Origin of the sequence: Pseudomonas sp. DTU12.1, assembly GCF_009873475.1 — a bacterium.
Taxonomy (GTDB): Bacteria; Pseudomonadota; Gammaproteobacteria; order Pseudomonadales; family Pseudomonadaceae; genus Aquipseudomonas; species Aquipseudomonas proteolytica.
In genome coordinates, this window is sequence record NZ_CP045254.1 from 4,133,410 (window position 1) to 4,145,647 (window position 12,238).

15 protein-coding genes, 1 tRNA gene and 1 pseudogene are annotated in these 12,238 nt (G+C 57.7%); 7 read left to right on the plus strand and 10 right to left on the minus strand.

Annotation, left to right across the window (positions count from 1 at the left end):
- Positions 1-4: 4 nt before the first annotated feature.
- Positions 5-964, minus strand: a complete 960-nt coding sequence (locus GDV60_RS18105) for a sugar ABC transporter substrate-binding protein (protein WP_092231376.1) — start codon at positions 962-964, stop codon at positions 5-7.
- A 516-nt stretch (positions 965-1,480) separates the two neighbouring features.
- On the opposite strand from GDV60_RS18105, the gene GDV60_RS18110 reads away from it, so the two are divergent.
- From GDV60_RS18110 to GDV60_RS18120, 3 genes are all read left to right on the plus strand, one after another.
- Positions 1,481-2,569 (plus strand): asparaginase, encoded by a 1,089-nt coding sequence (locus GDV60_RS18110; RefSeq protein ID WP_029294218.1) that lies wholly within the window; start codon positions 1,481-1,483, stop codon positions 2,567-2,569.
- 238 nt (positions 2,570-2,807) lie between these two features.
- Positions 2,808-3,059 (plus strand): DUF1654 domain-containing protein, encoded by a 252-nt coding sequence (locus tag GDV60_RS18115; protein WP_029294216.1) that lies wholly within the window; start codon positions 2,808-2,810, stop codon positions 3,057-3,059.
- Between the two features lie 4 nt (positions 3,060-3,063).
- The gene (locus tag GDV60_RS18120) at positions 3,064-3,753 is read left to right on the plus strand and encodes an endonuclease (RefSeq protein ID WP_092231378.1); all 690 of its coding nucleotides are present in this window, start codon (positions 3,064-3,066) and stop codon (positions 3,751-3,753) included.
- Between the two features lie 37 nt (positions 3,754-3,790).
- Here the strand turns inward: GDV60_RS18120 and GDV60_RS18125 are convergent, their stop codons facing one another.
- Entirely contained in the window at positions 3,791-4,165 is a 375-nt protein-coding gene (locus GDV60_RS18125; RefSeq protein ID WP_104910600.1) for a penicillin-binding protein activator LpoB, read from the minus strand.
- A 247-nt stretch (positions 4,166-4,412) separates the two neighbouring features.
- Here GDV60_RS18125 and csrA point away from each other — a divergent pair, with 247 nt between their 5' ends.
- The 3 genes from csrA to GDV60_RS18140 all read left to right on the plus strand — a co-directional run bounded on the left by csrA (position 4,413) and on the right by GDV60_RS18140 (position 5,429).
- Positions 4,413-4,607, plus strand: a complete 195-nt coding sequence (gene csrA / locus GDV60_RS18130) for a carbon storage regulator CsrA (protein ID WP_007920550.1) — start codon at positions 4,413-4,415, stop codon at positions 4,605-4,607.
- 213 nt (positions 4,608-4,820) lie between these two features.
- Positions 4,821-5,087 carry a hypothetical protein gene (locus GDV60_RS18135; RefSeq protein WP_029294203.1) on the plus strand — a complete coding sequence of 89 codons (267 nt, stop codon included), beginning with the start codon at positions 4,821-4,823 and terminating at the stop codon, positions 5,085-5,087.
- A gap of 90 nt (positions 5,088-5,177) precedes the next feature.
- Positions 5,178-5,429, plus strand: a complete 252-nt coding sequence (locus GDV60_RS18140) for a hypothetical protein (RefSeq protein ID WP_159908327.1) — start codon at positions 5,178-5,180, stop codon at positions 5,427-5,429.
- Here GDV60_RS18140 and GDV60_RS18145 read toward each other — a convergent pair.
- The 8 genes and pseudogenes from GDV60_RS18145 to GDV60_RS18180 all read right to left on the minus strand — a co-directional run bounded on the left by GDV60_RS18145 (position 5,416) and on the right by GDV60_RS18180 (position 10,761).
- Positions 5,416-6,096, minus strand: coding sequence for an HAD family hydrolase (locus GDV60_RS18145; RefSeq protein ID WP_159908329.1), 681 nt, complete (start codon positions 6,094-6,096; stop codon positions 5,416-5,418). The genes GDV60_RS18140 and GDV60_RS18145 overlap by 14 nt on opposite strands.
- Positions 6,097-6,192: 96 nt before the next feature.
- Positions 6,193-6,831 carry a pyroglutamyl-peptidase I gene (gene pcp, locus GDV60_RS18150; RefSeq protein ID WP_029294197.1) on the minus strand — a complete coding sequence of 213 codons (639 nt, stop codon included), beginning with the start codon at positions 6,829-6,831 and terminating at the stop codon, positions 6,193-6,195.
- Between the two features lie 7 nt (positions 6,832-6,838).
- Positions 6,839-7,789, minus strand: coding sequence for a DUF979 domain-containing protein (locus GDV60_RS18155; protein WP_092231387.1), 951 nt, complete (start codon positions 7,787-7,789; stop codon positions 6,839-6,841).
- Positions 7,786-8,511 carry a DUF969 domain-containing protein gene (locus GDV60_RS18160; protein WP_029294194.1) on the minus strand — a complete coding sequence of 242 codons (726 nt, stop codon included), beginning with the start codon at positions 8,509-8,511 and terminating at the stop codon, positions 7,786-7,788. The genes GDV60_RS18155 and GDV60_RS18160 overlap by 4 nt, the downstream gene beginning before the upstream one ends.
- Positions 8,512-8,773: 262 nt before the next feature.
- A complete protein-coding gene (locus GDV60_RS18165) occupies positions 8,774-9,610 on the minus strand; it encodes a 5'-nucleotidase, lipoprotein e(P4) family (protein WP_092237214.1) in 837 nt (278 codons plus the stop codon).
- Between the two features lie 104 nt (positions 9,611-9,714).
- A pseudogene (locus GDV60_RS18170) lies at positions 9,715-10,110 on the minus strand (TonB-dependent receptor domain-containing protein); the annotation flags it as partial.
- A gap of 150 nt (positions 10,111-10,260) precedes the next feature.
- The gene (locus GDV60_RS18175; protein WP_092231389.1) at positions 10,261-10,464 is read right to left on the minus strand and encodes a hypothetical protein; all 204 of its coding nucleotides are present in this window, start codon (positions 10,462-10,464) and stop codon (positions 10,261-10,263) included.
- Positions 10,465-10,684: 220 nt separating this feature from the next.
- A tRNA-Val gene (locus tag GDV60_RS18180) sits at positions 10,685-10,761 on the minus strand.
- Between the two features lie 184 nt (positions 10,762-10,945).
- On the opposite strand from GDV60_RS18180, the gene GDV60_RS18185 reads away from it, so the two are divergent.
- Positions 10,946-12,229: an FAD-binding oxidoreductase gene (locus GDV60_RS18185; protein WP_092231401.1), complete on the plus strand. Its 1,284-nt coding sequence runs from the start codon at positions 10,946-10,948 to the stop codon at positions 12,227-12,229.
- The last annotated feature ends 9 nt before the right edge of the window (positions 12,230-12,238 follow it).

The following is a 12,238-nucleotide window of genomic DNA, read 5'->3' on the forward strand; positions in this document are numbered from 1 at the left end:
GGGATTATTGCTTGAGGACGAGTTCTACCGGCGTTTCGATCACGCCATCCACGGACTCGACCTTTTCACCCTTGACCAGCTTCAGCGCGTTCTGGATACCAAACACTGCTTGCTGCGCAGCCGCCTGGTCGGCGGTGGCCAGGATGCGGCCGTCCTTGAGCATCGGTTTGATCGCGGCGATATTGTCGTAGCCAACCACCTGGACCTTGCCGGCCTTGCCTGCCGCACGTACCGCAGAAACGGCACCCAAGGCCATATTGTCATTACCGGCCAGCAGCGCCTTGAGGTCTGGGTATTCGCTCAACATGGCAGCCGCGACCTTGTTGCCCTGGTCGATCTCCCAGTTACCGGACTGCACGGAGACAATCTTCATACCCGCCCCATCCATCGCATCCTTGAAGCCGGCGGTGCGTTGCTGGGCGTTGGTGGTGGTCGGCACACCTTCGATAATCCCGACCTTGTCGCCGCTCGCCAACTGCTTGGCCAGGTACTCGCCGACCAGGCGCGAACCCTTGCGGTTATCCGGGCCTACGAAGGGAACCTCGAGGTTTTTGCTTTTCAGCACTTCTGGGTCGAGGCGGTTATCGATGTTGACCACCTTGATCCCGGCATCGGAGGCTTTCTTCAGTACGTTGACCAGGGCCTTGGAGTCGGCGGGCGCGATGACGATTGCGTTGACTTTCGCGAGGATCATCTGGTTGACGATATCAATCTGGGCCGAGGTGTCGGTTTCGTTCTTGATCCCGTTGGTGATCATGTCGAAATCGGCGGCATGGGCTTTCTGATAGTCCTTGGCACCGTCTTGCATGGTGACGAAAAACTCATTGGCCAGGGACTTCATCACCAGGCCGACCTTGGGTTTGGCGGCGCTGTCATCAGCGAATGCAGAGGAAAGAGGCAGGGCAGCGGATGCAGCAGCCAGGACAGCGGCAGCAAGCAAACGTCCAGCGAATGGCAGCTTCATGGGTTCACTCCGATCTTATGATTATTTTGAGCAACGCCTGCAGCTTCACCTCACTCACGGAGTGCTCGTGAAACATCTCGCAAACGTTTGCGCTAAACAAACTATGCGAATAAGGCTGAATTTTGTCAACGAAAGAAACGGGCTTTTTCCGTGCACGCTCTACTTCCTGCCCTACAGCCCACCCCCCTCGTGCCTAAACATCCGGGCTAGGCGATCGTTCTCTAAAACGACAGACCTGCGGCCGCATTTCAGAAGCGTCTTGTTGATTTTTCCGGAATGATTTTCGGACAACCGAACGCCGAAGCCGCCAGCGTTCGGAAATTCGGACACGAGCTAAAGCCAAAAACTCACACACCGTTAAAAATTTGTTTTAAATCAGCAGGTTAAAAACAATCCTCAAACAAAATCTCGCTGGTACAAATCCTGCTCTTAATCAGCACCTTGTGGTGCTCAGCGCAGCCCGGGGTGTTCTGGATGAACCTGCACATGCACTCATCAAAACTAGAGAGAAAAATAATGAAATCTGCACTCAAGAACTTTGTTCCGGGCGCCTTAGCCCTGCTGCTGCTCTTCCCGGTTGCCGCCCAGGCCAAGGAAGTTGAATCCAAGACCAAGCTGTCCAACGTGGTGGTACTGGCCACTGGCGGCACCATCGCCGGCGCTGGCGCCAGCGCGGCCAACAGCGCCACCTACCAGGCGGCCAAGGTCGGTATCGAACAATTGATCGCCGGCATTCCCGAGCTCAGCCAGATCGCCAACGTGCGTGGCGAGCAAGTGATGCAGATTGCTTCCGAGAGCATCACCAACGAAAACCTGCTGCAACTGGGTCGTCGTGTCGCCGAACTTGCCGACAGCAAGGACGTGGACGGCATCGTGATCACCCACGGCACCGACACCCTCGAAGAAACCGCCTACTTCCTCAACCTGGTGGAAAAGACCGACAAGCCAATCGTCGTCGTGGGCTCCATGCGCCCGGGCACTGCCATGTCCGCCGACGGCATGCTGAACCTGTACAACGCCGTGGCCGTAGCCGGCAGCAAGGACGCACGCGGCAAAGGCGTACTGGTGACCATGAACGACGAGATCCAGTCGGGTCGCGACGTGAGCAAGATGATCAACATCAAGACTGAGGCCTTCAAAAGCGCCTGGGGCCCACTGGGCATGGTTGTAGAGGGCAAGTCCTACTGGTTCCGCCAGCCAGCCAAGCGTCACACCATGGGCTCGGAGTTCGATATCAAGAACATCAAGAGCCTGCCGGATGTTGAAATTGCCTACGGCTATGGCAACGTCAGCGACACCGCCTACAAAGCCCTGGCCCAGGCTGGCGCCAAAGCCATCATCCATGCCGGCACCGGCAATGGCTCGGTACCGGCCAAGGTAGTGCCTGCCCTGCAGGAACTGCGTAAGGAAGGCGTACAGATCATTCGCTCTTCCCACGTCAATGCCGGCGGTTTCGTTCTGCGCAACGCCGAACAGCCTGACGACAAGTACGACTGGGTCGTGGCCCATGACCTGAACCCGCAGAAAGCCCGCATCCTGGCCATGGTCGCCTTGACCAAGACCCAGGACAGCAAGGAACTGCAGCGCATCTTCTGGGAATACTGAGTTCACTCGGTAACCGATACGCCGCTATCGCTGTAGGCGCAGGCTTACCAGCGATAGCGGTCTACCTGATGTTGCATCATTGACTGACATCCCCCTATCGCCGGTAAGCCGGCCCCTATAAAAAACATTCCTGCCTTTCATAAATTTGCCGCCACACAGACTTCTTGGATTTTAAGCAGTTGCGAATTTTCTCACAGTTAAATACTGTATGTTCGTACAGCTAACTAAGGACTCCTCCGTGGCCAAGCCCTCCGCTGCAACACCTACACCTCCCGACGCCTACCAACGCCTGGCGATCCGCGTGCAAAAAATCATCAATTCCACCAACGCCCAAAAAAACAAAGCCGCGTTGATTTTTCGCCTGCCCGAGGAACCAGAGGACGAATGGGCACGACTACTGGAGGAAATCGCAGAAAACGACAACGTCACCCTCGCCTATCGCGATGATGGTGGGGTGCAGATTTTCTGGGTCGTGCCGAAGGAAGATTGAGTCAATGAGTGTCCGTTTTATCGCCCTGTTCTGTGTTTTTTTTGCCACCGCCGCCCACGCCCAAGCCCCACGCACCTTCAGTGAAGCCAAGAAAATCGCCTGGAAACTCTACGCTCCGCAATCCACGGAGTTTTATTGCGGCTGCAAATACACGGGTAACCGGGTAGACCTGAAAGCCTGCGGCTACATCCCACGTAAGAACGCGAACCGGGCCGCACGCATCGAGTGGGAGCATATTGTCCCGGCTTGGCAGATCGGGCATCAACGCCAGTGCTGGCAAGACGGCGGACGCAAAAACTGCACGCGTACCGATACTGTCTTCAAGCGCGCGGAAGCCGACCTGCACAACCTGGTACCGAGCATCGGCGAGGTCAATGGCGATCGCAACAACTTCAGCTTTGGCTGGTTGCCAGTGCAGAGCGGGCAATACGGTTCATGCCTGACTCAAGTGGACTTCAAGGCCAAGAAGGTCATGCCCAGGCCATCTATCCGCGGCATGATTGCCCGGACTTACTTTTACATGAGTAAACAATACGGTCTGCGCCTGTCGAAACAGGACCGCCAGTTGTATGAAGCCTGGAACCGGACCTATCCCGTGCAGCCTTGGGAGCGCCAGCGCAATCAAACCGTGGCATGCGTGATGGGGCGCGGCAACGAATTCGTCGGCCCGGTGAACCTCAAGGCCTGCGGATAAATGCGAGCGGGATCCGCGGATCCCGCCAACCACCTTGTTACTGGCGGGCCTTGTGCTCGATCACCAGCGACTCGGCATCGGTCTTCTTCTTTTTCACCAGCCTTTCCTGCAACTGGACCTGGCGAGCCTCGGCCTCGGCCTTGCTGGCGAATGGTCCCAACAGCACCAGGTCCTTGCCGTCTTCCTTGGCCAGATAGAAAGTAAAGCCGTTTTCCAGCAACCAGGCGGTCAGGTCGGTCAGCGCCTGCAGTTTGTTGTCGGGCGAGCGCACCAGGATATCCCACTGCACAGCGGCAACCGCAGGCGCCTGGGCTTTGGCGGCTTCAGCTTTGTCTCGGGGGGTGTCGAGATTGGGCCCTTCACCGCATCCGGCCAACGCCAATACCACAATTGCCATCGCTACTTTACGCACTGCCCTGCCCCTTTAATGATCAAAGAGGCAACTTTATCATTCGCTGCCTATTCTGGCCGTCATAAACGTTGGCTTAAACATTGCGAAGGATGTTTCCCAGACCTGTATGATGGCGCCATGGGAATTAATGCCGCCTCCATGCGTCCTAAAAGAGGCAGCCACAGGGAAGCGCTTCACAGTAAGCTACACGCAACCGACATCCGCCCTGTTAGAACATGCGTCCTTCAAAGCAATCAAGGAGAAGTCCATGCTGATACTCACCCGCAAAGTCGGTGAAAGCATAAATATCGGTGATGACATTACGATCACCATTCTGGGCGTTAGCGGCCAGCAAGTAAGAATCGGCATCAATGCTCCCAAAGATGTTGCCGTGCATCGCGAAGAGATTTACCAGCGCATCCAGGCAGGCCTGACTGCACCGGACAAACGCGAAACACCTTGAAGCCCTCCCAGTAGCCAGCCCGCTCGTCCCCTGTAACGGCTGGCGAAAGCCTCTTGGCCTGTCTACGGTATTCCGTGATCAGCGCAGCATTCGCGCCAGGCCCAGCCACTTGCCATCCCCTCCCCCGGCTCACCCGCGGAACTTGCGGGCCGTTTAACAGACAAACCCCTCCAGGAACGTTACAAAACCTTACAGTGCCCTCGGAGCGCGTTAATGAGGCGATCCCGCAAAGAGCCCTATACCCGTAAATCCTGGATAATCGCCCTGGTGATTGCCCTGGCTTTCGTAGCGATCGGGTATGGCCTCAGGTTTTATATGGAAGGCACTACCACCGTCCAGGATGCCAATTCATGGCCAGACCTGGCGTTGTTTCTCGGTGGCTATCTGTTCTGCTTCTGCCTCAAGCCCATCCAGGCTGCGATCCAGCGAAAACTCAGTCGTCGAGCGTTTCGCCAGGCCCGCCAGAAAACCCCCTCTTGAAACAGCGATTGGATCCCATGCTTAAATCAGGAGGAACTATCCACTTCGGTAGCACCCATACCCATACATCCCATAAAAAACGTTATCGATATGGACATAGAACATAACGCCAAGAACCTATTGTTCTTGATCGCACAACTCTCAGCAGATCATCCAAAGTCTTCCGCGCAATTGCACGGCAAGCCCGATGACGTCCTCGCGGGCCTGCGTCAACTTCATCTGCTGCACCTGATCACGGGCACCATTACCCACGGGAGCATCAAAGATCCATTGGGCTACCAGTGGGTTAGCGCTGAAAACATCCTGCTGACCAAGCGTGGCGAGGCGTTCAAGCCGGTGTAGAAGGCCGCAAGCGCAGTGAACCGGCCGCGTCGCACTGGACATGTACGCGGTCATAACTCGCAATCGTCGGATGATCCGTCACCATTGGCTCCCCATGCGCCGAGGTCACCACTAGGACGTCCGCACCCGCCGCCTCACCGGCGCGGATCCCCACCGGGGCATCCTCGAACACCAGGCACTCACCTATCGGCACCCCCAGACGCTGGGCGCCCAACAGGTAACAGGCCGGATCCGGCTTGCCGCTGGTCACATCCTCAGCCGTGATCATGACAGCCGGCGGCACCAGGCCTGCCGCGTGCATACGGCGCAGGGCAAGGGCCTTGGGCGCAGACGTGACCACGACCCAGCGGTGGGCAGGCAAACTCTGCAAAAATGCCACAGCGCCTGGGATTGCCAGCACGCCCTCCACATCCTCGATCTCTGCCTCGGTAATCCCTCGCGCCTCAGCCTGCGCGTCCACCCCCGGCAACGCCTGGCGGTTGATCGTATCGATGGCCCGAACACCGTGGATGGTCCCCAGAAACGCCTCGACATCCAGCCCGTGGCGTCGCGCCCAGGCAGCCCAGACCCGCTCTGCGGCAGCAATGGAGTTGAGTAGGGTACCGTCCATATCAAACAGAAATGCACGGTACGGACGATCAAATACAGCCGATTCTTTGACGGACACTGCTGGGCTCCCTCTTATGCTCGCTGCCCATTATCGGGCCCTGATGCAATCTACGGATCGGCCCAGGCCTTGTAAACGAAGGATGACCCCAGGCCGTCAGCAAACCTGACCGCCGCTCTCCGGGATATCTTGCGGCGTATTCCACGCGGCCAGAACCGCGACCCTAAGCCCTTCGACTGTAGCCCCCAATGCCATTGAGGGCTGAGGCCCGGCCCCCTGCCCTGGCAGAAAAGGAACATGGATAAACCCACTGCGCACGCCAGAACCCGCCAAGGCATGCTGCAAGCTGTAGAACACTTGGTTACACACAAAGGTGCCCGCCGTGTGCGAGACCGAAGCGGCGATGCCAGCGTCGCGCACCGCCTTGACCATGGCCTTGACCGGCAAGGTACTGAAATAGGCCGCTGGCCCTTCAGGGATCACCGCCGTATCGACAGGCTGAGCCCCCAGGTTGTCCGGGATCCGCGCATCGTTGAGGTTGATCGCCACTCGCTCGATAGAAATATCACTGCGCCCTGGCCCCAGGCCGGTGGCAATTACCAGTTGCGGTTGATGCTCGGCCAGTAACTGGTTCAAACAGATAACCGCAGTGGCAAAGGCACAGGGCAATTGGCGGGCGATGATGGTGACGCCTTCCTGCAATTGCACCCCGTCCAGTTGACGCACAGCTTCCCAGGACGGGTTGATCAGGTCTTGATCGAACGGCTCAAACCCCGTCAGTAGCACAGTCCCCATCACCACCTCACATCAACACATAAAGAAGGACGATGTTGACCAGCAACATCATCAACGCCGTGGGCATCTGCGCCTTGATCACCGCGTTTTTGTCAGGCAATTCCAGTAGCGCCGCGGGCACAATATTGAAGTTCGCCGCCATCGGCGTCATCAACGTGCCGCAGTACCCAGAAAACATGCCGATGGCCGCCATTACCGCCGGGTTGCCGCCATAAATCCCCACCAGTACCGGCACACCAACACCGCCGGTCATCACCGGGAAGGCGGCAAAACCGTTGCCCATGATCACCGTGAACAGCGCCATGCCCAACACATAGACCATCACCGCCACCAGCTTGTAATCCAGGTTGATATAGGTGGTGGTGACGTGAGCCACGGCCGTCCCTACGCCAGCCTCGTTAAACAGCAAGCCGAGCATCGCCAGCATCTGCGGCAAGACCATGGCCCAGCCCAGGGCTTCGGTCAGGCGTCGCGACTCCCGCAAGGCCTGCACCGGCGTGTCGCGGGTCAGCCAGCAGGCCAGGCCCAGGGCGATCAGGCAACCGAGGCCGAGGGATACGAACGTGGTGTTTTTCGGGTCCAGCAGTGGCACGCCGCCAATCTCGACGTTCTTGAGCAGCACAGAGCCGATTACGGTGGTCAACGGAATGGCCAGGGCCGGAATAAACAGTTTATGACCCAGCCGGCCGGCGCTGGCACGGGAGGCTTTGTCATGCAGCTCGACATGGGCACCACGCCCCACCCCGCCGAGCCCGGCGATCAACGCCATCAGCACCACGCCGACGCCCACGACCACCGACGGCAAGTGCTCGCCCACCAGGAACGGGATGGCGAACAGTAGCCAGAACAACGCACTTGACCAGCGTTTGGGGTGGGTGCGGTCAGCCAGGATCATGCCCGCGGTAATCAGCAACAAAACCCCGGCGAGCCAATACAGATATTGGATAGAAATGATCATTGCGCGGCCTCCGGCTGAACGCTGGCGGGCGCGGTGGCTGTCAGTTCGCGGGTCAATCTTCGGTCAAAGCGGTGCAAACGTATCGCGTGCACAATGAACGCACAAATCGCCGTGGGGATGCCCCAGACCGCAATATGCAGCGGTTCGACATCAATGCCAGAGCCCAGCAGGAAGGTGTGCATCAAGGCAATCGCACCAAAGGCCACGAAGATGTCTTCACCAAAAAACAGCCCCACGTTGTCCGTGGCGGCGCACATCGCCAGGACCTTGTGGCGCACCTTGTCCGGCAGTTTGCCAAAGCGTTTCTCGGCCGCGCCTTCCGCCATGGGCGCCAGCAATGGGCGCACCATTTGCGGATGCCCGCCAAGACTGGTCAGGCCCATGGCCGCTGTGGATTCGCGAACAAACAGATAAATGATCAACAGACGCCCGACGGTGGCGCGCTCGAAGCGCGCAATCCAGTTCTGCGCGTGCAGGCGCAGGCCATGGCGCTCCAGCAGGCCGATAACGGCCAGGGGCAGCAACAGGATCAGTTGCAAGGCGCGGGTCTGCAGGAAGCCATCGCCCATGGTGGCGAGGATTTTTTCCAAGGGGAAGTGCGCGGCAAATCCGGTGGCAATCGCTGCCGCCGTCACCACCAGCAACGGATTGAAGCGCAACACGAAGCCGACCACGATGACGAGCACGCCAATCAGCGGCCAAAGGTTCACAACAGTTTGCATGGCGTTGAGTCCTTGATTGCGTGCTGCGACGCCTGCCTCGCTGATAAGCAATGGCGGGGAGCCCGACGCGGATTTTTATTATTGACCGGGTAGGTCGAGGGTCATTGGCGGGCATCTTTGCTGCTTGGAGCGGAGGGTGTCCAACAAGAAAAATTGTTGCTGCAAACCAATAAAGTTTGTGAGGGGATGGCAGGCAATTACAGGCATGCCACGATTTGCGTGGTTCAAATCGTGGCATGCCCTGCCGGGTGAACCTGCTTGATCAGGGCTGCCAAGCTCTGGACGCAGCTGCGGCCTTGAATTTGGCGCTGTTTTGCGGTGTGGCTGGTGGCTCGGAATCACCAAAAATAGCTTTAAGCCAGTGCCCATCGGTAGGGTTGGGGAAGAGAACAAACTTGCGACCGAACTGTTGCTTGTCTTCGGTCATCAGCGCCATGCGCTGCTGCACATCGGACACGTAGTACTTGCGCTTGAAGTCATTGAGGTTGTCGCCCAACATCACGACCACTTCATAATCCTTGGCAATTTCCAGTTGCCTGGGCTCTTTATTGGATGTGTCGCGGTAAACCGTCAGGTGCTTTTCATCCGCAAAGGGAAGCTTGCTATTGCGCAGGTTTGCCAAGGCGTATTCATAGGTTTTGTCGCCCTGGTCACGGCTCGTGACGTAGAAAACCTCTACCCCTTTTGATTGCGCATAATTCAAAAACTCCACTGCGCCGGGCGTGGCCACCGGGCCGTTTTCAGCCACCCATTTATCCCAGGCGGCATCATCGAAGAACTCCTTGCCCGAATTGATCATGTAGCCCCAGTAGCTGTTGCTGCTCAAGACGGTGTCGTCGATGTCGCTGATAATCGCCAACGGCCGATCGCCGGCTTTGTGCGCTTGCAGGGCACTGTCCAGGCGCATCTTGGCAATATTGAAACCTTGATAGTAAAGCGCCTCGAACTCGGCAGCCGTCTGCCTCCAGGCGACGGCTGAAGTCAGATCATTGGAAACAACACTTGTGACTTGCCCTGACCATACCGGCGCACACTGAAGCATCAATAACGAGAAGAGAATGGGAGCGGCGAAGATCTTGTTGTTTTTCTCTACTTTCATTTTCAAACCCATAATTAAGGTCCAGACAGCCTCAGAAGGCACTGCAAGGGTGTTGTTCTATAACACCCTGCAGGTCAGCTCAATATGAGTGTCGCGATCGTGGATCAATCAGGCGCAACTCCCGCATTTACCAGCGGTGTGTAACTTGCGGTCAACACCGTGCCTGGCGCCGGCAGGTGGATGGTATTGTTGACTGTAGAGCAGGTAGTACTGCGATTGAACAGGTTCTGAATGCCCGTGCTGACCTGATCATTTTCACTGAGTTGGTATTGGCTGATCATATCGACGGTGGTGTAGCGGTCGACCTTGCGTCGTCCAAAGCTGGCAACGCCATCCAGGCGATAATCAGCGCGTCGAAATAAGTGGCCTGCACGCGGTTGCTCCAGGCTTCACTCGACTTGAACTCAAGGTAGGCGGTCAGTTTGAGCGGTGGGATGCGGTAGCCAGTCACGACCTTCAGGCTGCTCCCGGACCTTCATCCAGGTAAAGCTACCGCCGGCGCAGGAGCGCTCATTGAGCTTATGTTGCAGTTGCGCAAAGCCACCGAGGCTGCGCGCTGTCAGGTCGGGGTTGAAGTAGCGCCCCACAACAGTCCTGTATTGCCTTGATTCCCCAGCGGCGTGCGAAGCGTGACCCCGCTGCCGAACACTTCACTGTTGCTTATCGTGAGCTTGGGGATTCCATGTACTGCCGAGAAGTATGGCGCCGGGACCAATCAAGCAACCCCAATAACCATTTAGGCCTGGATAGAAAAGCGGCCCGAATGCCGCAGTGGCAAGAAAAGTGACCCCAGCCCATAACCGCTTACGCGGGGTGAACCACTCGCGGAACGCTTCAAGCTTTTTACCGGCCATTACCACCTCCTTGTTTGATAAGCAGCAAAGCATATCACCCACTTTAACGAATCACGCCAGCCGGCGAGGCAGGCGCACGCAGGGAGGTAAGCCATGAGCGCTTTCGCAGTGTTTGGTATGAACTTCGCGGTCGCCAAGGCAGAGGCCGGCAAGAAAGCAACAAAAAAGGGCCCACCTTTCGGTGAGCCCTTCTAGACCGCCCAGCAGAGCGGATTTTGTTTGGTAGGCGCGATTGGACTCGAACCAACGACCCCCACCATGTCAAGGTGGTGCTCTAACCAACTGAGCTACGTGCCTGCTGTGAGGCGGCATTCTACGGAATTCCCGAGGGGTGTCAACACCTTTTTTGAAGCTAAGCCTATGAATATGCGAATTTTTTATTTTTCATTAGCCGCGCGGCTTTTTCCGGGTGGCTGGCAGGGTATTTTCAACTGAGGTAGGATCGGCGCACTCGTAAAAAATATAAAACAGAGGTTCCAGTATGGCGAACACCCCCTACCCCCAGTCGTATTACGCAGCGTCCGCCAATGCGGTTCCTCCCCGGCCAGCGCTGCAAGGTGAAGTCGAAACCGATGTGTGCGTGATCGGCGCCGGCTATACCGGGTTGTCGAGCGCGCTGTTCCTGCTGGAGAACGGCTTTCGCGTGACGGTACTGGAAGCCGCCAAGGTAGGTTTCGGTGCATCTGGGCGCAACGGTGGCCAGATCGTCAACAGCTACAGCCGTGATATCGATGTGATCGAACGCAGCGTCGGCCCCCAACAGGCACAGCTATTGGGACAAATGGCATTTGAGGGCGGCAGGATCATTCGTGAGCGGGTAGCCAAATACCAGATTCAGTGCGACTTGAAGGACGGCGGGGTCTTCGCTGCGCTCAATAGCAAGCACATGGGCCACCTGGAATCGCAGAAGCGTTTGTGGGAGCGCTACGGCCATACGCAGCTGGAGTTGCTCGACGAGCGGCGCATCCGCGAGGTAGTGGCCTGTGAGAACTACGTGGGCGGCCTGCTGGACATGAGTGGCGGGCATATCCATCCGCTGAACCTGGCATTGGGTGAAGCGGCGGCAGTGGAGTCCCTGGGCGGCACTATCTACGAACAGTCCGCCGCCGTGCGTATCGAGCGTGGCGCCACCCCTGTGGTCCACACGGCGCAAGGCAAGGTAAAGGCTAAATTCATCATCGTCGCCGGCAACGCGTACCTGGGCAACCTCGTGCCCGAACTGGCAGCCAAGTCGATGCCATGCGGCACACAAGTGATCACCACCGCACCTCTGGGGGATGAACTGGCTAAAACCCTGCTACCCCAGGACTTCTGCGTCGAAGACTGCAACTACTTGCTCGACTACTACCGACTGACCAGCGACAAGCGCCTGATCTTCGGTGGTGGCGTGGTGTATGGCGCGCGGGATCCGGCGAATATCGAAGCAATCATCCGACCGAAGATGCTCAAGGCCTTCCCGCAATTGAAGGATGTAAAAATCGACTACGCCTGGACCGGCAACTTCCTGCTGACCTTGTCTCGCCTGCCCCAGGTTGGCCGCATCGGCGATAACATCTACTACTCCCAGGGCTGTAGTGGGCATGGCGTGACGTATACGCACCTGGCGGGCAAGGTACTGGCCGAAGCCCTCAGAGGCCAAGCGGAGCGTTTTGACGCGTTTGCCGACCTGCCGCACTACCCGTTCCCGGGCGGCCAACTGCTGCGCACTCCATTTGCAGCGATGGGCGCGTGGTATTACGGGCTGCGGGACAAGCTGGGCTTCTGATCGACACCC